This window comes from Sphingobacterium puteale, assembly GCF_003627955.1.
Taxonomy (GTDB): domain Bacteria; phylum Bacteroidota; class Bacteroidia; order Sphingobacteriales; family Sphingobacteriaceae; genus Sphingobacterium; species Sphingobacterium puteale.
In genome coordinates this window covers 789,174-807,982 of sequence record NZ_RBWS01000001.1, presented here as the reverse complement: position 1 = coordinate 807,982, position 18,809 = coordinate 789,174, and the positions used below count along the sequence as shown (strand labels likewise).

18 protein-coding genes are annotated in these 18,809 nt (G+C 39.2%); 15 read left to right on the top strand and 3 right to left on the bottom strand.

The features are described from left to right. The first annotated feature begins 91 nt into the window (after positions 1–91). From D7322_RS03090 to fabD, 4 genes are all read left to right on the top strand, one after another. On the top strand, positions 92–2,941 hold the full coding sequence (locus D7322_RS03090; protein ID WP_121121154.1) for a TonB-dependent receptor: 2,850 nt from the start codon (positions 92–94) through the stop codon (positions 2,939–2,941). 98 nt (positions 2,942–3,039) lie between these two features. Continuing rightward, on the top strand, positions 3,040–3,486 hold the full coding sequence (locus tag D7322_RS03085) for a GNAT family N-acetyltransferase (RefSeq protein ID WP_121121152.1): 447 nt from the start codon (positions 3,040–3,042) through the stop codon (positions 3,484–3,486). Positions 3,487–3,504: 18 nt separating this feature from the next. Next, entirely contained in the window at positions 3,505–4,734 is a 1,230-nt protein-coding gene (locus D7322_RS03080; protein WP_121121150.1) for a M16 family metallopeptidase, read from the top strand. 98 nt (positions 4,735–4,832) lie between these two features. After that, complete coding sequence (gene fabD, locus D7322_RS03075) at positions 4,833–5,723, top strand: ACP S-malonyltransferase (protein WP_121121147.1); 891 nt, start codon at positions 4,833–4,835, stop codon at positions 5,721–5,723. Positions 5,724–5,948: 225 nt separating this feature from the next. Here the strand turns inward: fabD and D7322_RS03070 are convergent, their stop codons facing one another. Further along, positions 5,949–6,680, bottom strand: coding sequence for an RDD family protein (locus tag D7322_RS03070; protein WP_121121145.1), 732 nt, complete (start codon positions 6,678–6,680; stop codon positions 5,949–5,951). 29 nt (positions 6,681–6,709) lie between these two features. On the opposite strand from D7322_RS03070, the gene D7322_RS03065 reads away from it, so the two are divergent. The 6 genes from D7322_RS03065 to D7322_RS03040 are packed head-to-tail and all read left to right on the top strand — an operon-like array spanning position 6,710 to position 12,931. Continuing rightward, on the top strand, positions 6,710–7,672 hold the full coding sequence (locus tag D7322_RS03065; protein ID WP_121121143.1) for a stage II sporulation protein M: 963 nt from the start codon (positions 6,710–6,712) through the stop codon (positions 7,670–7,672). Continuing rightward, positions 7,663–8,574: an ABC transporter permease gene (locus tag D7322_RS03060; RefSeq protein WP_121121140.1), complete on the top strand. Its 912-nt coding sequence runs from the start codon at positions 7,663–7,665 to the stop codon at positions 8,572–8,574. The genes D7322_RS03065 and D7322_RS03060 overlap by 10 nt, the downstream gene beginning before the upstream one ends. After that, the gene (locus tag D7322_RS03055) at positions 8,567–9,427 is read left to right on the top strand and encodes a DUF4129 domain-containing protein (protein WP_121121139.1); all 861 of its coding nucleotides are present in this window, start codon (positions 8,567–8,569) and stop codon (positions 9,425–9,427) included. Before D7322_RS03060 ends, D7322_RS03055 begins: the two co-directional genes overlap by 8 nt. Next, the gene (locus D7322_RS03050; protein WP_121121137.1) at positions 9,424–10,617 is read left to right on the top strand and encodes a DUF4350 domain-containing protein; all 1,194 of its coding nucleotides are present in this window, start codon (positions 9,424–9,426) and stop codon (positions 10,615–10,617) included. The genes D7322_RS03055 and D7322_RS03050 overlap by 4 nt, the downstream gene beginning before the upstream one ends. Next, entirely contained in the window at positions 10,614–11,603 is a 990-nt protein-coding gene (locus D7322_RS03045) for an AAA family ATPase (RefSeq protein ID WP_121121135.1), read from the top strand. Before D7322_RS03050 ends, D7322_RS03045 begins: the two co-directional genes overlap by 4 nt. After that, the gene (locus D7322_RS03040; RefSeq protein ID WP_245971235.1) at positions 11,603–12,931 is read left to right on the top strand and encodes a DUF58 domain-containing protein; all 1,329 of its coding nucleotides are present in this window, start codon (positions 11,603–11,605) and stop codon (positions 12,929–12,931) included. Before D7322_RS03045 ends, D7322_RS03040 begins: the two co-directional genes overlap by 1 nt. Here D7322_RS03040 and D7322_RS03035 read toward each other — a convergent pair. After that, on the bottom strand, positions 12,924–13,328 hold the full coding sequence (locus D7322_RS03035; protein ID WP_220700006.1) for a Dabb family protein: 405 nt from the start codon (positions 13,326–13,328) through the stop codon (positions 12,924–12,926). The genes D7322_RS03040 and D7322_RS03035 overlap by 8 nt on opposite strands. A gap of 82 nt (positions 13,329–13,410) precedes the next feature. Next, positions 13,411–14,664, bottom strand: coding sequence for a methionine adenosyltransferase (gene metK / locus D7322_RS03030; protein ID WP_121121133.1), 1,254 nt, complete (start codon positions 14,662–14,664; stop codon positions 13,411–13,413). Between the two features lie 306 nt (positions 14,665–14,970). On the opposite strand from metK, the gene D7322_RS03025 reads away from it, so the two are divergent. From D7322_RS03025 to D7322_RS03005, 5 genes are all read left to right on the top strand, one after another. Then, entirely contained in the window at positions 14,971–15,849 is an 879-nt protein-coding gene (locus D7322_RS03025) for a diacylglycerol/lipid kinase family protein (RefSeq protein ID WP_121121131.1), read from the top strand. 4 nt (positions 15,850–15,853) lie between these two features. Then, entirely contained in the window at positions 15,854–16,204 is a 351-nt protein-coding gene (locus D7322_RS03020) for a translation initiation factor (protein ID WP_121121129.1), read from the top strand. 432 nt (positions 16,205–16,636) lie between these two features. After that, the gene (locus D7322_RS03015) at positions 16,637–17,461 is read left to right on the top strand and encodes a MotA/TolQ/ExbB proton channel family protein (protein ID WP_121121127.1); all 825 of its coding nucleotides are present in this window, start codon (positions 16,637–16,639) and stop codon (positions 17,459–17,461) included. A gap of 103 nt (positions 17,462–17,564) precedes the next feature. Further along, positions 17,565–18,227 carry an ExbD/TolR family protein gene (locus D7322_RS03010; RefSeq protein WP_121121125.1) on the top strand — a complete coding sequence of 221 codons (663 nt, stop codon included), beginning with the start codon at positions 17,565–17,567 and terminating at the stop codon, positions 18,225–18,227. 24 nt (positions 18,228–18,251) lie between these two features. Then, positions 18,252–18,809, top strand: coding sequence for an ExbD/TolR family protein (locus D7322_RS03005; RefSeq protein WP_077437320.1), 558 nt, complete (start codon positions 18,252–18,254; stop codon positions 18,807–18,809).

Here is an 18,809-nt window from a genome sequence, read left to right as displayed (position 1 = left end):
TGTTGAGCATGGACAGCGGAGGAATGGGTTAAATAAAACAGGATCCTTCAGTCAAGAATTTGTCAATTATAGAAATATAAAAATAAGTATTATGAGAGGCTTCATGCTTTTTTTGTTGAGTATGTTAACAGGATGCACCGTATATGGTCAGACGAGAAGTGTACAAGGAATGTTGAAAGACGATAAAAACCGCGTTATTGCGGGAGCAACAGTTAGGTTGACTTCAAAATTGGATTCCATGACTGCAGGTTCAAATATGGCCGGGATTTTCATCTTTGATAAGATCAAGGCAGATACATTTAAGATTACTGTTTCTAATTTAGGCTTTGAACGTTTTGAAAAAGAGTTCGGCTTTCCGAAGGGAGAGGTAAAATACATTATCCCAAGTCTGACTTTACAACAGAATTCTCAAATGCTTGAGGAAGTCGTTGTGGATGGGGTGCCGACGGTAGTTGTGAAAAGTGATACCCTAGAGTACACGATGAAGGACCTGAAATTACGTGATGGATCCGTTGCGGAAGATGCTTTAAAAAAACTACAGGGCGTGGAGGTGGATAAAGATGGTAATGTCACTGCTCAGGGAGAATCGGTGAAACGAGTGCGGATCAATGGTAAGGACTTTTTTGGTGGAGATGTAAAAACCGCCACTCAAAACCTTCCTGCCAATATTATCCAAAAAATGCAGATTATCGATGACTACGGGGACATGGCCAATATTACAGGAAATAAGAATGGCGATTCCGAAAAAGTACTGAACATTCAGATTGATCCTAAATACAACCAAGGTCATATGACGACACTCCGTGCGGGCTACGGTACCGAAGACCGTTATCAGGCAACAGGAATGTGGATGGGAATGCGCGAAGGCGAGCAGATTTCTGTTCTCGGAAATTTAAACAACACCAATGCGCCCCTGTTTGATTTTAATACCACGGGTGGCGGTGCCCGACGCGGCCAGGGTGGTGGTGGACGTCGCGGCGGCGGTATGTTTGGTGGCTCAGACGGTCTGACCAAAATAGGCTCCATCGGACTTAATTTTCGTAAGGATTTTTCGGATAAATTGACAGCCTATGGTAGCTATAGTTATAGCCATAGCAATAATACAACACTCTCGCAACGATATATTGTGAATGCAACGCCCGGTCGGTCGCAGGCGGATAGCGTAGATGCAAATTCAAATACCATTGGCGGAAATCATCGTTTTGAGGCAAACGTAGAGTGGAAGCCCACCGCGAAGGATTACATTAAGCTAGTGCCACAGTTTGGCTATGATGACGGGAATAATAATGCGATAACCAATTCCATTACTTATTTAAGTAATGTTTTGGATAATAAGCAAGTACTAACAACTGGAACAAATTCCACCGCGCCAAGGTTTGGGATCAGTGGTTTATATAACCGTAAACTGAATGACAAGGGACGTAACTTGTTTTTCAATTTCAATTACAATAATGCCAAAACAGATAAAGACGTAAATCAGATACTCGACAGGTATATTTACGACCCGTCCAATATCAACCAAACCATGAGTAACATTTACCAGCGTACGGTTCAGGATGCGCTCAATAAGAGCTGGAATGCCGGAGCTTCGGTAAATTATACTGAACCTCTATCCAAAAACGGAAAATTAGAGATAACCTATGATTTTAACAAAAATAAATACAACAATAATATCACTCAAATAGGTTATGATAAGGATAGCAGTATTATTGAAAACGCATTTGAAAATGCGAAGCTAAACCTTGACTATAATTATGACTATGCTTTTACAACGCATAAAATCGGAGCGAACTATCTCTTCAGCAATGATAAAGTGACGTACTCTGTGGGTGTGGCTGGTCAACCCTCCCAATTGACAGGATCAGCGATTAATTCGGGTGAGATTATTCCGATTTCCCGCAAGAATATGAACTGGATGCCGATCGCTCGTTTTGAATATAAATTTTCACGTCAATCCAATTTAAGCGTAAACTACTCTGGATCTCCGACAGAACCAGGTGTATCGCAAATATTGCCATATAATCTGAGCACAAGCTCGACAAATATTGTTTATGGAAATGCGAGTCTGAGTCCAGAATTTAACCACGATTTGAAACTACGATTTCGCAAAAATGACTTTCAGAAAGGAAACAATTTCTTTGTGTTCCTCAATGGTTCACTGGCAGACAATAAAATTGTTAGCTTAAACAAATCGTACTACGGCCCTATTCAACAAGATCCCACAACAGGAAAAATTGATTCGGCATTGATCTCAGAGACACGCTATTTAAACGAGACTGGAGATCGTCCGTATGCGATCAATTCATTTTATCATTATGGTAAATCCTGGAAAGAAAAAACCTTTAACGTGATGTTGATGGGGGGGATTTCGGTAAATAAAACCATTGGCTATTCTTCAATTGATGAAAATGACAATATCGGACAGAAAAACGTCGCTCGTAATTTCGTCCTGACTCAGGGACTAATGTTCCGTTATAACCCCTCTGAGAATCTGGAAATCAATCCCGGGGTTCGTTACCAGTTTACACATACAGAAAATAGTCTGTTACAGCGAAATAGTGATATTCAGACTTGGACACCAACCTTAGTTGGTTCATACAATATTCTGAAGAATACTATTTTTGGCGCCGATCTCTCTAAATCTTTCAATCAGGGATATGGTCAGGGCTTGTCTTCCAATCCGTTCATTATCAATACCTATGTAGAACAAAGATTCTTAAAAGAGCAACGTGGGACATTACGTCTGCAAGCATTTGATTTATTAAATCAACAAACAAATCTGTCTCGTACGGTAGATGGCTTCTTAACTACTGATAGCCGTACCAACCGTCTCGGACGCTACTTTATGCTGTTATTTACGTATAAGTTCCAGAAATTTGCGATGGGTAATCCTGAAGGGGAAAATAGATTCCCAGGAGGAATGCGTCCACCACGTATGTAAATAATAACGATCTTATAACGAATAAAAGACGGTCATAGTGATTTCACTATGACCGTTTTGCATTTAAAAATACCTAGTTTTGCAGAAACAGATACGAAATGATTAAGTTTGATGAATTAGCAATTGGAGATATCCCGGCTATTGTAGCTATGATGGAAGAGTTTTATGCCATCGATGGGTACGATATCGACCGCAAGACAACGATTGATAATTTTGATCTTTTTGTTAATAACCCTCAACTTGGACAAGCTTGGTTGATTCGCAACGGAGAAGATATTTTGGGTTATATGATCGTCGCTTATTTCTTTAGTTTTGAATTCAAAGGAAGAGTCGGGCTTCTCGATGAACTTTTTGTGGGCGAAAAAGCCCGGGGGATGGGGCTTGGAAAATTGGCCGTCGATTTTGTAACTTCCTACCTGGAATCAAAGAATTGTAAAATGATCTTGCTGGAAGTCGAGGAACATAACGAGCGGGCCATTCATCTGTATAAGAAAAATGGTTTTGCTTTTCACCCGCGCAAATTTATGCGTAAACACATCAATTAGAGAAATTTCATAAACTGAATGGAGTACGAAATCATTAGACTTTCAAATGGAATCCGTGTGGTATTCCAATATCAAAATTTGCCGGTAACCCATGTGTGTATGGTCATCAATGCGGGGTCAAGGGACGAATCGGAGGGTAAATTTGGGGTTGCTCATTTTATTGAACATCTTTTATTTAAGCGAACAGAGAAACGTTCAACGCAGCAGATTATCGATCATCTGGAGTCTGTCGGTGGTGACCTGAATGCTTATACCACAAAAGAATATACCTGTGTTCATGCCTCCATATTGCAACCATATCTCCACCGGGCGCTGGATTTATTTGAGGATATTTTCTTTCATTCTACTTTTCCCGAGGTGGAGATGGACAAAGAAAAATCGGTTATCGTTGATGAAATGGCTTCTTATTTGGATAGCCCGGAAGAATCCATCGTCGACGATTTTGAAGATCTCGTGTTTAAAGGCTCTGGTTTAGGACACAATATATTGGGACTTGAAGATCAGCTTTTAGCCTTGCAAAGGAATGATATCACAGACTTTATGCGCTCAAACTACGATACGCATGAGATGGTGATCGGTATCACAGGTAATTACAGTCTACGAGAGGTCGAGAAATTGTTGCATAAGGTCTTTGGAGAAATAGAGCAACATGCAATTTCACGTTCCAGAAATGATGTAAAACCAATTACAGCGCTGCAACTTGAGGTCCCCAAGCCCATTAATCAGGTGCATTATATGCTCGGATCATTGGCTTACGACTACCGTGATGAGCGCAAAACCGGCCTGTTGCTTTTGAATAATATGTTGGGCGGGATGGGAATGGGGTCGATTCTTAACCTCTCCATCCGGGAAAAATACGGGATTGCCTATACCATCGAATCCAATTACACGATTTTTTCAGATACAGGATTATTTAGCATCTATCTGGGAACCGATGAGGAAAAGGTTGAAAAAGCTAAAAGACTCGTATTTAAAGAGCTACATAAACTGTGTGAGCAGCCACTTTCCGAAATCAAATTGAAGAAGGCAAAGCAGAAATTTATTGGCCAAATTGCCCTGACGGAAGAAAATAGAATGAGTATGATTATTTCGGCGGCAAAGAATGTGATGGATTATGACCGCGTTATCTTATTGAATGAAGTGATCGAGAAAATACAACATTTAGATCGTACAAACCTTTTGGCGATTGCACAGGATGTATTTGATCCCCGGAAGATGTTGTCGTTGAGTTTTGTTCCGGAAGATTAATATTTGATAGAATTCTATATATTTGCGATTACAGTAATTCTTAAATATGAAACCGAGCTTGCAAGCTCTTATCAGCCATTAAAGAAAAAATATAACAGATGAAAACAGCATATGTATTTCCTGGTCAAGGAGCCCAATTTGTTGGGATGGGGCAAGACCTGTATAATTTAAATGAAGAAACAAAAGCTTTATTCGAGAAAGCAAATGATATTTTGGGATTTCGTATCACGGATATTATGTTTTCCGGTACGGATGAAGAATTGAAACAGACCAATGTTACGCAGCCTGCGATTTTTTTGCATTCTGTTATTTTGGCGAAAGCATTAGGCGACTCTTTTCAGCCAGACATGGTTGCAGGACATTCCTTGGGTGAGTTTTCGGCATTGGTTGCGGCGGGTGCTTTAAGTTTCGAAGATGGATTGAAATTGGTGTCCCAGCGTGCAAATGCCATGCAAAAAGCTTGTGAATTGCAACCCTCAACAATGGCGGCAATTTTAGGATTGGAGGACGCCATCGTAGAAGAGATTTGTGCTAAAGTGGATGATGTTGTTGTCGCGGCAAACTACAATTGTCCGGGACAATTGGTGATCTCAGGATCAATTGAAGGTGTCGATAAAGCCTGTGCCTTATTGACTGAGGCTGGAGCGAAGAGGGCACTAAAATTAAATGTTGGTGGTGCATTCCATTCTCCACTGATGGAATCCGCTAAAGTAGAATTGCAGACAGCGATTGAAGCTACGGATATTCTATCTCCGAGATGTCCAATTTATCAGAATATTGATGCGCAGCCACAAACGGAACCTGCTATTATTAAGCAAAATTTGATCGCACAGTTGACTGGGGCTGTTCGTTGGACACAGACTGTACAAAATATGCTCGCCGATGGTGCCACAGCATTTGTGGAAGTTGGTCCGGGAAATGTCTTACAAGGTTTAGTTAAAAAAGTTGATCGTCAGATACCAACTTCGGCAGCTTCTGTAACAGCTTAATAATTTTCTAGCTAAAACATATAAAGGGCCGATTATTCGGTCCTTTCTTGTATTTAAATCCCATAATGCGCCCTTCACAAAAATCAAATTATGGGCACATCTCCATTGCCTTCTAATGGGAACTGTGTGCTGCTAATTCAATTGTACACCTACAAAAGATGTAATACTTGACTAATATCGGTTGCATTAACCACGTAAGTGCAGAACTTAAGAGCGTATTTAGGTCTATTTATCCTTAAACATGCTATAGTGATCTTTCATGACTTGTAGAACGAAATCATTCGGGGTCATCTGTTCGGGATGTTTCACCTCCATAATTGTTTCTAAACGTTGAACTAAGGCGGTCAGTATGCCTACATCCCGTCTATCAAATGCAGTTTGATAGACATCTTTGATCGCATTGGCGTCTTTGTCGCTTAACTTGATGACCTGAGGAAACAAAATAGGATGATTTTCAAAAGTTTCCTCATAAATGGTATCGCTGAGCTTCAGACTGGGTTTCAAACTAATGACAGATGTTTCTCCGGCAATATCCCCAATACGCTGACCATGTTTGGAGAGCACAATTGAGGTAATTGCAATGCCGCCCATTGTCATCCATATATCGACGATTGATAAGGTCCAGCGGGATAGGTATTGATAAAAATCAGCGCGTGAACCATCAAGCTTCACCACTTTAATTTTCATAATCTTTTTACCGATAGTTTGTCCGCCGAATGCTGTTTCAGCAATTAAGGTATAAAAAAATGCGGGTAATGTCATTCCCATTATAATACCATAGAAAAGATAGGGGTCGCTGCTTGTGATATTTAATGCATCCAACAGAAACATACAAAAGAAAAAGTAACAGACAATAATAAAGTAATCAATGGCAAATGCGATCATCCTCGAACCTAGGCTAGCAAGATTATACTGGATTTTTACATTTTGTGCTGTGTTTATCTCAAGCTTATTCATATATTTGGTTTAGCCAGTTAAAAAAATTAATGAGAGAAGCATCATTTGTAGAACGAAATAAAGAAAAATGGACGTTAATTGAAAATAATTTGTCAATTAACATACAGGTAGATCCAGATGAATTGGCATCGAACTATATTGAGCTAACAAATGATCTTGCTTATGCGCAGACATTTTATCCCAATAGTAAGGTACGAAATTATTTAAATGAACTTGCTGTAACTGCACATCAAAAAATCTACAAGGATCGAAAGGCTTCCAATAGTAGATTCAAGTCTTTTATCAACGAGGAGATTCCACAGGCAATTTGGTCAATTCGTAGGCAGCTTTTTTATTCCCTATTGATTTTTGTTCTTGCATCAGCGATTGGCTTCCTTTCGGCGATGTACGATATAGATTTTATTCGGCTTATTTTGGGAGATTTTTATGTAGATTCCACCATAGAGAGCATTAAAGCAGGCGATCCTGCTGCAGTTTATGGTAAAGGAAGTAGTTTTGGATCAGCGATCTGGATTACAATCAATAATGTCCGTGTGGCTTTTATGGCTTTTGCTTTTGGGCTGTTTTTGAGTATCGGTACGGGCTATATATTGTTTAGCAATGGCATTATGTTGGGGGCATTCCATCAGATGTTTTTCCAATATGGTGTGATGGGGAAGGCTATGTCTGCGATATGGATCCATGGCACGATTGAAATTTCTGTGATTGTTGTCGCTGGAGGGTGTGGGCTTGCAATCGGAAATAGCATTTTGTTTCCCAAATCTTATACCCGGATGGCTTCTTTTGTTCAGACAGCAAAGACATCCATGAAGGTATTGGTCAGCACGATACCATTTTTTATCGTCGCCGGTACATTAGAAGGTTTTGTAACAAGATATTATAACGTATCTGTTTGGTTCAGTATATTCATCATACTCCTGTCATTGTTGGCAATACTATTTTTTTATGTTATTAACCCCTATCGGTTAGCAAAACGATATCAATGGAAGTAGATTTTGAATTTCAGAAAGAACGAAAGATAGGCGATTTTGTCCAGAGCTTTATTGATCTTTTTAAATTGATCTATAAACATTTTGTGACGACCATATTTGGGCTGTCTGCATTACCGCTAGCAGCAATAGCATTGGTATATTATTTCCTTTCTACAAAAATTACGTTCTCTGCACACAGTAGTTCATTTGAAGATATTGATGGATTTACCTGGGCTGCATTACTGATCATGGCTCTAATTGCGCTGGGATTATATGTATATGGAATTTCTATCGAATACTTTATTCTGCTGAAAGAACGTAAAAACACATTGTTCACAGGAAAGGAGGTCTTACGAAATTTTAGGGCAAATATAGGTAAGTATATTATGTTCTTATTTGCGATGATCTTGGCTTTGATCGTTGTTTTTATACCACTCGCCATCGTTGCTGTAATCTCGGCATTTATCCCGTTTATCGGAAGCTTTGCAATTGGTATATTAATGTCAATGGTCGGAATTTGGTTATTTAGTTCGTTTTTATTTTATCGTGAAGGTTATTCAGATTTGGGAAGCTGTTTTACAGATGCTTATGTTATGCTGAGCAAAAAATTGATCCAATATGGTGTAGCGGCTTATATTGTCAATTTTATTTTCCAGATGGCTGTTATGATGATCTCTGTAATTCCTTTAATAATTGTTTCGCTGATATCTTATAATTTTTTGGGGATGGAAGCGGCCTTCTTTGATTCATCCTGGGGGAAATTACTGATGACCTTGGGCGGGATGTTTATTACTCTATTTACGTTATTTTTATATATGTCCGGTGTCTTGGCCAATGGGATAATTTACGAAACGGCCAAGGACCTCAAATTCGGGGAACGTATTTATGGGATGATTGATCAGATTGGAGGTGGAAATGAATAGGCTACTATTTGTTTTTTTCTTTGTATACATGCTTTCATTGAGCGCCTGTGATCCAAAACCGCGTGAGACAGATTCAGAAAGATATTCTGCAGATTCGGTGACTGTAGATTCTGTTGCATCCCTTTTGGATTCTGCTATGGTGGATTCCGTTGCGATGGCTAAAGCAGCGGATAGAAAAGATGACCTTTGGGATCCGCATTTATTTGATTCTATTCCTAAATATAGCCAAGAACGCGCTTTTAAGATGGATCCCTATCCGGAAATTATCAAACGATATGAGCGTGATGATTTTGTGTATTCTGAGAATATTAAAGATAAAATAAGTGTATTGCAACGTATCTTACAACGTATTTCGGAATGGCTCGGGGATATCATGCCGGATAATCCATATAAATTTAACAAAGAATTTGGTTATGTATTTGCCTTCCTGGCGTTAATAGCGCTGGCTTTTATGCTCTATAAGATATTATGCAATAAAAACCAGTATTTCATTAAACATGAGTATGAAGCAGACGCTTTGGATACATTGGCGTATGTGGAAAGAAATTTGATGAACAGCGATCTCAGTCAGTATATTAGGGATGCTGTCGCGCAAAAAAATTATGCGCTGGGAATTCGTTACCTACAATTATTGAATATTCAAAAGTTGGCACAAGCAGGTTATATCAAATGGAAGCATAGTAAAACAAATGCAGAATTTGCGAATGAGCTCCAAGATAAGGATTTGCGTGTGGGCTTCGAGGAATGTACCCGGGTATTTGACTACGTCTGGTTTGGACAATTTGAATTAAAAGAGTCCGACTTTAGTCATTATGAACAACTGTTTAACCAATATCAAAATCAAATTAAATGAAAGGATCAGTAAAATTTGGATTGATATTGCTGGGAGCTGTTTTGCTACTGATTGGCGTCATCGATATGACGAGCAAGAAACCAATAATTTGGGATCGAACTTTCGATGCAAAAGATAAAAATCCTTTTGGAGCCTATGTGCTCAGGCAGGAATTAAAGTATATAATTGATCAGCGCAATGTAGATGTCAAGCGCCCGCTCTATGAATACCTGGATAGTACACAGGGAACTGCAATGAATCTGCTGTTTTATACCTCGTATTTTTCCTTGGGTGAAGCAGCCAGCAATAAATTACTTGACTATGTGTCTCAAGGGGGGAAAGCAATGATTATCGCTGAAACGATTGACTATACTCTTTTGGATTCCCTAAAGATAAAAGTGGAGGATTTCTATGGTTACAAGAAAGGTGTTGATATTAAAAGTCATTTAAGAGTGAAGCTGGCCAATGAGAATATTAAAATTCATTATGCTAAATCGGACTTAAGCGAGGTGTTTAGTAAATTGCCAAAAAATGCGACTATTTTAGGGGGAATTACTTATCAAGATTATTTATTACCTAATTTCGTCGAAGTGAGCGTTGGTAAAGGTCGACTTTATCTACATTTGACTCCCGATTTATTTGGCAATTATTATTTACTGAACTCCGCTTCTCAATATGCTTATGCTGCCAAAGCATTATCATATTTAAACGATAAACCGATTGCCTGGTATGATTTCAAGGCGAATATGGATCAATATCGTACTCCATTGCGGGTTTTATTGACCAATGAAGGATTACGACAAGCTTGGTATGTGCTGTTGGGGGGACTTATTCTTTTACTTGTGTTTAAGAGTAAAAGAGAACAGCGTGCGGTGGCGATTGTCAAACCGGAGCCGAATCTTTCCAAAGAATTTTGTGAAACAATTGCGACTTTATATTATGAAAACGGCACGCCGGGCAATATGGTTGATAAAAAAATAGATTATTTTCTACACGACCTTCGGAGCCGTTTTCATATGGATACACTGGAGTTAAGAGAAAACGGGTTCTGTGAAGAATTGGCTGAGCGGTCAGGTGTTCCACTTGCTGAAACACAACAGCTCATTGGGTTAATAATTCGAATGCAGGGAACACAAATGCACGACTTGACCCAATTAAGACAGATCAATGAAATTATAGAAGATTTTAAACATAAAGCAAAAATGATATGAGTGACTTCGATAAATATATATCTTTTGAAAACCGAATTGATATATCGGGTTTATATGAAAAAATGGCTCAGGTAAAGTCGGAGGTAAAAAAAGTTATTGTAGGACAGGATCAATTGATTGATATGTTATTGATTTCGATTTTAGCGTCCGGACACTCTTTAATAGAAGGGTTACCGGGTGTCGCGAAGACTTTATCTGCAAAATTAATTGCCAAAACAATCAGTAGTGACTTTAAACGGATTCAGTTCACCCCAGATTTGATGCCTTCAGATGTGACCGGGTCATCTATTCTGGATCTAAAGAGCAATGAATTTGAATTTCGCAAAGGGCCGATTTTCGCTAATATTGTTTTGATTGACGAGATCAACCGTGCTCCTGCGAAAACGCAGGCCGCGCTTTTTGAAAGTATGGCAGAGCATCAGGTTTCGGTCGATGGAAATACCTATCTCTTGCCTGTTCCATTTATAGTTTTCGCTACGCAAAATCCCATCGAGCATGAAGGAACTTATCGTTTGCCTGAAGCGCAGTTGGATCGTTTTCTATTTAAGATCAATGTGGATTATCCGGAACTTCAGCACGAATTGGAAATTTTGAAGGAGCATCATGCACAAAAAGCAACAAATAAAGAGGATCAAGTTGGCAGTGTGGTTTCGGCGGAAGAGATTTTCTCTTTTCAGCGTCTGATCAAATCAATTTTTGTACATGACGAATTGTTAAATTATATTGCTCAGGTGATCATAAAAACACGTACCAATCCGAGCTTAACTTTGGGGGCTTCGCCGAGGGCTTCTATTGCGCTACTGGAGTCGTCCAAAGCATCTGCGGCGTTGAGCGGACGGGATTTTGTGACACCCGAGGATATTCGAAGAGTGGCTGCTGCGGTATTAGGGCATCGGGTCATGTTGACTCCTGAGCGAGAAATGGAAGGCTTTACAACGGCTTATGTGATAGATCAAATCATTAATTCGGTAGAAATTCCAAGATAATGGCGAAAATAAAGCAGCTCTTTCTGACCAATCAGTTTTTCTATTCCTTGTTGGGAATAGCGATGTTCTTTGCAATCTCTTTTTTTATGAGGGGATTGTTTACTGTTGCATGGATTGTGTTTTGGCTGTGGCTGGCGGTATTGATTTTTGATTTCATTGTATTATTCTCCGGCAACGGACGTGTCGAAATTACAAGGATATATCCAGAGAAATTATCCAACGGCGATGAAAATCCGATGAAATTAATGATCAATTCCTTTTATCCATTTCCTGCTTCCATCGAAATCTTGGAAGAATTTCCGATACAGTTGCAGATACGGAACAATGAATTTTTTACGCGTTTGTCCGCATATCAAAGCACTGAAATTTCTTATTTGATGCGACCAACGCAAAGAGGTATATATGAGTTTGGCCGATGTATCGCTCTGGTGAAGCGGTTTGGTTTTTTTAAGAGAAGGTTTTTAACCAATCAGGCGCAGCAGTTCCCCTGTTATCCATCATATATTCAATTGAGGAAGTATCAGCTTTTGGCGACGAGCAATAGACTTAATGAATTAGGAATAAAGCGTATCCGTCGCATTGGCTCAGCCATGGAGTTTGATCACGTCAGGGAATATGTTCAGGGGGATGATTATCGTCATATGAACTGGAAGGCTACAGCGAAGGTCAAAAAGTTAATGGTCAATCAATATGAAGAGGAAAAATCACAACCGATCTATTCATTTATAGATTTGGGGCGCGCTATGCGAATGCCTTTTGATGGGCTCACATTACTGGATTATGCAATCAATGCATCATTAGTTCTTTCAAATGCGACAATATTAAAACAGGACCGAGCTGGATTGTTGACTTTTTCGAAAGATGTGAATGTGTTTATACCTGCTGAAAAGAGAAATAACCAAATGCTCAAGATTTCGGAAGCGCTATATCAAGTGACCACAAACTTTGAGGAACCTGAATATGGTAAACTTTATAGCTATGCAAATGCTCATATCAATAAGCGCTCGCTGATCTTTCTCTATACTAATTTTGAGACACTAGACTCCTTGAGAAGGCAAATGAATTACCTTTCCATGTTAAACCGGAGCCATATCATTGTTGTTATTGTCTTCAAAAATGTTGAAGTAGAAAATTTAGCCAAAAGCGCTCCGAAAAAGACCATCGAAATCTATAACCAGATCATTGCTGAGAAATTTATCTACGAGAAACAGCTTATTGTGCAAGAGCTTATCCGCAATGGATTTCAAACGATCTATACTGCACCCGAAAATTTAACGATCAACTCAGTCAATAAATATTTGGAGATAAAAGCACGCGGGCTTATTTAATGATGGAAGTATCTTTGACCATGACTTTCGTCCAAAAATGCTGATATTTTTCGATTGCTTTCAGGTGAATCGGGTGTGTTTCGTATATAGTGATATCTTTAAGGTCCTTGAATGTGACAATCAATGTATAGTCAAAGCTATTATCAACGACTGCTCGCGCATTTGTCGGTGCTGGAATGCCATAATTGAGTGTTTTGATCGTGTCAATTTTGCGGAGTTCTTCAAAGAAACCGACAAAATCCTTTTTATCTTTTTCACTGATATCTTTCTTCAGCCAAAAATTAACAACATGAATAATTGTATTGGGGGGCAGGTCATTATCTGACTGCGTCGGATTTGCCCATGTGGGTGCGGTGACGAGCACCATAGGTGCAAATAAAAAATTGCGTCTTTTCATTGATGATACGGTTTAGAACCATTAAGGTACAAAAAAAGAGATACATTTCTTGCATCCCTTTTTTATTTTATTAGCTAGTCCTTTATAGACCGAACTCTTCTTTCACTTTTTCGATATAGTCCAATTTTTCCCAAGTGAATAATTCGACCTCGATTTGTTTCTTTTCTCCCGTGGAACTTTCAAATTCTTTCGTTACTTTTCTTGGAGTTCGTCCCATGTGACCGTAAGCTGCAGTCTCTGAATAGATTGGATTTCTTAAACCAAGACGAGTTTCGATACCATAAGGAGTCATATCAAATAGATGAGCTATTTTATCAGCAATCTGACCGTCTGTGAGATTTACTTTGCTTGTTCCATAGGTGTTCACATAAATACCCATTGGGTCTTTTACGCCAATTGCGTAAGAGATCTGAACAAGGATTTCATCTGCTACACCCGCCGCGACTAGATTTTTGGCAATATGACGGGTAGCATATGCCGCTGAGCGATCCACTTTTGACGGATCTTTTCCTGAAAAGGCACCGCCACCATGGGCACCTTTACCTCCGTACGTATCAACAATGATCTTCCGGCCAGTAAGCCCTGTATCGCCATGCGGCCCCCCGATAACAAACTTACCTGTGGGATTGATATGAAATTTAATCTCATCATTGAATAACAGCTGAAGCTCCGGCTTCAGTTGTGCCTTTACGCGAGGGATTAAGATTGTTTTGATATCCTGCGTAATCTTGTCCAACATGACCGGTTCGGTGGCGAAGTCATCATGTTGTGTAGAAATGACAATGGTGTCAATTCTTTTTGGTTTGTGGTCATCACCATATTCCAGGGTTACTTGTGACTTCGCATCCGGACGTAGATACTGTATTTCATTGTTCTCCCGACGCAGTTCTGCTAGCTCATATAAAAGGCGGTGGGAAAGATCCAAGGCTAAGGGCATGAAGTTGTCCGTTTCATTGTTAGCATAACCAAACATGATGCCTTGATCACCAGCCCCCTGCTCTTGTCTTGTTTTGCGGTCCACGCCCTGATTGATATCTGCAGATTGCTCATGGATTGCGGATAATACACCACAAGAATTTGCTTCAAACATATATTCAGACTTTGTGTAGCCAATTCTTTGAATAACAGAGCGGGCTATTTTCTGCACATCTAAGTAGATGTTCGATTTAACTTCACCAGCGAGAACGACCTGTCCAGTCGTTACCAAAGTCTCAATAGCAACACGTGAATCTTCATCCCATGCTAAAAAATTGTCTATTAATGCATCTGAAATTTGATCCGCAACTTTGTCTGGATGCCCTTCAGAAACAGATTCTGACGTAAATAAATAAGCCATGCCTTACGTAATTTTAATATTGGATTTGCGCTAGAAATGAAATAACAGCAAAGTGATAAGAGCCGTGATAGCGAAGGGTTTTTAGCACTTTTTTACTGTGGTTGCAATCTCCTTGTCGTTGCTTGTGTAGGCAACAGCACGCAAATCAGTCCACATTCTATTTTTTGTTGCGACAAAGCTACAATACTTTGTGGGATATTTAAAATCAAATTTGTCTTTTAATTTTAAAAAGAGTAGGAAGCGATGCTAAAGCCGTACAAAGATTACATTATTTTAAGAAATTGGTAATTTCCGTTATCTTTGGATATGTCAGAACGTAAACAAATATTGTTTGTTATTAACCCTATTTCAGGAGGAAAGCGTAAAACGTCTTTTAAGAAGCAGGTATTGGATGTGCTGGATTTGCAGAAATTTGATCCTACATTTCAGCAAACTGCAAGGCCCAATCACGCTTATGAAATCGGTTTGCAGGCCGTTCAGGAAGGATACGATGCGGTGATTGCGGTGGGTGGAGATGGAACGATCAATGAGCTGGGGTCTGCTTTAGTTGGTTCAGGCATACCCTTGGGTATCATTCCGGAAGGATCTGGTAATGGTCTGGCACTCTACTTAGGTATCCCGATGAATGAAGCTGCAGCTATCCGCCGTATAAACCGTTTTGAATCTATAGAAGTTGATTGTGGTGTTATCAATGACCGACGTTTTTTTAATATAGCGGGACTCGGATTTGATGCATCGGTGAGTGAAAACTTTGCCAACGAAAATATCCGCGGTCCATTGGGCTATATGAAATCTGTTTTTAATGTGCTGAGCAAATACCAGCCGGCGCATTATAAATTAACGATAGATGGAAAAGTCTACGAACGACAGGCCTTTATGATCAGTGTCGCCAACTCGCCCCAGTATGGGAATAATGCTTATATCGCACCGCAAGCTTCGGTCAACGATGGCATATTGGATGTTTGTATCGTGCATAAGTTCCCTTTATATATCCTACCAAAAATGATTTTTCACCTATTTAATAAATCCGCGGATCAGTCAAGCTATGTTGAGATCATCCCGGGCAAGAGTATTGAAATTGAGGTAGATGCGGCGTCGCCGGTACATGTGGATGGCGAGCCTATTGAACTTGGCGATAAGCTAAATATTTCGATTATGCCAAAGGCGATAAAAATTATTTGTTAAAATCATGAGTAAAAATAAGAAACAGTCTTACGAAGGCGTTGTATATTCAACGGATGATAGTTTTAACTATCAGCTTGCCGATCTTTTTCAGGAAGCGGAGACATTACCTGTCAACCAGCAGAACCTTAAAGTGCAGCTTGACCGCAAAATGCGGAAGGGCAAAGTTGTGACCCTAGTTACAGGTTTTATAGGACAAGCGGAAGATCTGGGGGCCTTGGGTAAATTCCTGAAACAAAAATGTGGAGTAGGGGGGACGGTGAAAGACGGGGAAATTGTTATTCAGGGTGAATTTAAGCAGAAGATCTATGATTTGTTACTTAAGGAAGGGTATCGGGTGAAATTAGTTGGTGGTTAAACAACTATATCTGTGTGAATTATAGTAAATCTAATGGGTTGTTTATTAGGTGGATATGACAAAGAATAAACTGAGTCATTTATCAGGAAACATGAGTAATCACTTACTTTTTGTCGCTTAAAATCCTCGTTTTTCTTGCATATCAAAAAAAAAATGGTTTTCATTGTAAAATAATTATTGCTAATAAGCGATTTAGCTGATGGTAATAAGGATTATATACGGGAACTGCTGAGAAAAATGACACCATTGGATGGTGTATTCAGTTTGAAAAAACAAATTTGATTTTTTATATATATTTGAGATGAATATTTTAAATTTGACATTAAATATTAAATTTGCTTTGCAAAATTGATTTCGAAAGCGAATAAGAGTGCATATAATTTAAACAACATTATATATTTAAACAACAGTAAAAAACTAAAAATTAGAAAAATGGCAAACGCACCTAAAACTGCTGCAAAACAAGAGAGCAACAACGGAGGATCTTTCTTTGCTCAAGCTGCAATCATCATCTGTTTCATCGTGGGTTTCTGTGTATGGAAATTTGTGATGGGTAATCCGACTAACTTCGTTGACAACAATCCTGAAAATGCTCCAAATCCAGGTAACTACTTAGGAATGGTTTACCATGCTGGGGCTATCGTACCTGTTTTGCTTGGTTTATTCTTAATGGTTTGGGTTTTCTCGGTAGAACGTTTAATCGTTATCAACAAAGCTTCTGGTACAGGAAACGTTGGAAACTTTGTTAGAAAAATTCAATCTTTGATTAATGGTGGAAACATCGATTCAGCTATCGCTGAGTGTGACAAACAAAAAGGTTCAGTTGCAAACGTAGTAAAAGCTGGTTTATTGAAATACAAAGCCGTATCAGCTGATGTTAATGTTGATACTGAAAAAGCTACTATTGCAATTCAGAAAGAAATCGAAGAAACTACAGCATTAGAAATGCCGATGTTGGAGAAAAACTTAAACGTAATCGCAACTTTAGTTTCTATCGGTACATTATGTGGTCTATTAGGTACAGTAACAGGTATGATCAAAGCCTTCTCGGCGTTGGCAACCGGCGGTGCTCCAGATTCAGCTAAATTAGCAAACGGTATCTCTGAGGCCTTGATCAATACAGCTACGGGTATCGCGACTTCAACATTCGCTATCGTATTGTATAACATCTTTACTGCAAAAATCGATAAATTAACTTACTCTATCGACGAAGCTGGTTTCTCAATCGTACAAACATACGCTGCAAACCACAAATAAGAACTGTGATGAAAATTTTTGATTTTATTTTATGGAAATCAAAAATCAAAAGCATCATAGATTAGAAGATTGAGTTTAATTAATTTAAAAAGAAGAATTAAAAATGGGTAAAGCAAAAGTAAAAAGAGCCAGTACGTCGATCGACATGACAGCGATGTGTGACGTATCGTTCTTGCTGCTTACGTTCTTCGTATTAACGGCGACAGCGCGCCAACCGGAAGCATTGACGGTGGATACCCCAGCATCAACTACGAAAGATAAATTACCTGACTCTAATGTGGGTATGATTACAATCGGTGATGGTGGAAAAGTTTTCTTCGGAACGACAGATCAACAGGTTCGCGTGAAAGCATTAGAAAGAATGTCTGCAAAATATGGCATTGGCTTTTCACAAGAAGATTATGATCATTTCAAACTGATGGAAAACTTTGGTGTACCAATGTCTAAGTTGAAAGGATTATTGGCTTTGGACGCAGGTAAACGTACAGAAAAAGGTGTACAAACTGGTATTCCGATTGACAGTACAGAAAATACTTCCAATGAGTTGTATTACTGGGTTCAAAACACACGTTTAGCAGCTGAAGAGGTAAATAAGGAAAAGGAATCGTCGGACAAGAACTTTGTTCACCCGGGGCCTTTGAAAATTGCGATCAAAGCTGATGCGAATGAAAAATATCCTTCTGTAAACCAAGTTATTGAAACATTGCGCAATCAAAAGCAAAACAAATTTAGTTTCATCACTGGTATGCGTGCTGAGGAAAAATAATTGACGATTTAATAAGAACAAAAAATGGCAGAATTAAATCAGGATAGTGGTAAAAAAGGCAAAGGCGGGAAAGTTCGGTCCAAGAAAAACGGCGGTAAGGTCGACCTTACAGCCATGGTGGATTTGGCTTTCTTATTGATTACCTTTTTCATGTTGACCACATCTTTAAATAAACCACAAGCGATGGACGTGGCGATGCCAGATAAAAATAAAGTTAAGGATGAGCCTCAGCCCGATTTATTGACAGCTGATAACCGTTCATTGACAGTTTTATTGGGATCTGATAACAAAGTCTCTGTGATTTACGGACAAGTAAAAAATCCTATCGAAGGACCAACGACTGTTGGTTACGGAGCTGATGGTATTCGCAAGGTATTGATGGAGAAGAAAGCCTATGTACCGCGCGTTGCTGGCGGTAAGGATTTGATCGTTATCATTAGACCGAGCGATAAAAGCACGCAACGTAACTTGGTAGATATTCTTGACGAAATGAAAATCGTTGATATCAAACGTTACATGATTGCTAAAATCAGTCCAGAAGAAGTGGAGGTTTTAAAACGTGACAATATCTACAATGATTAA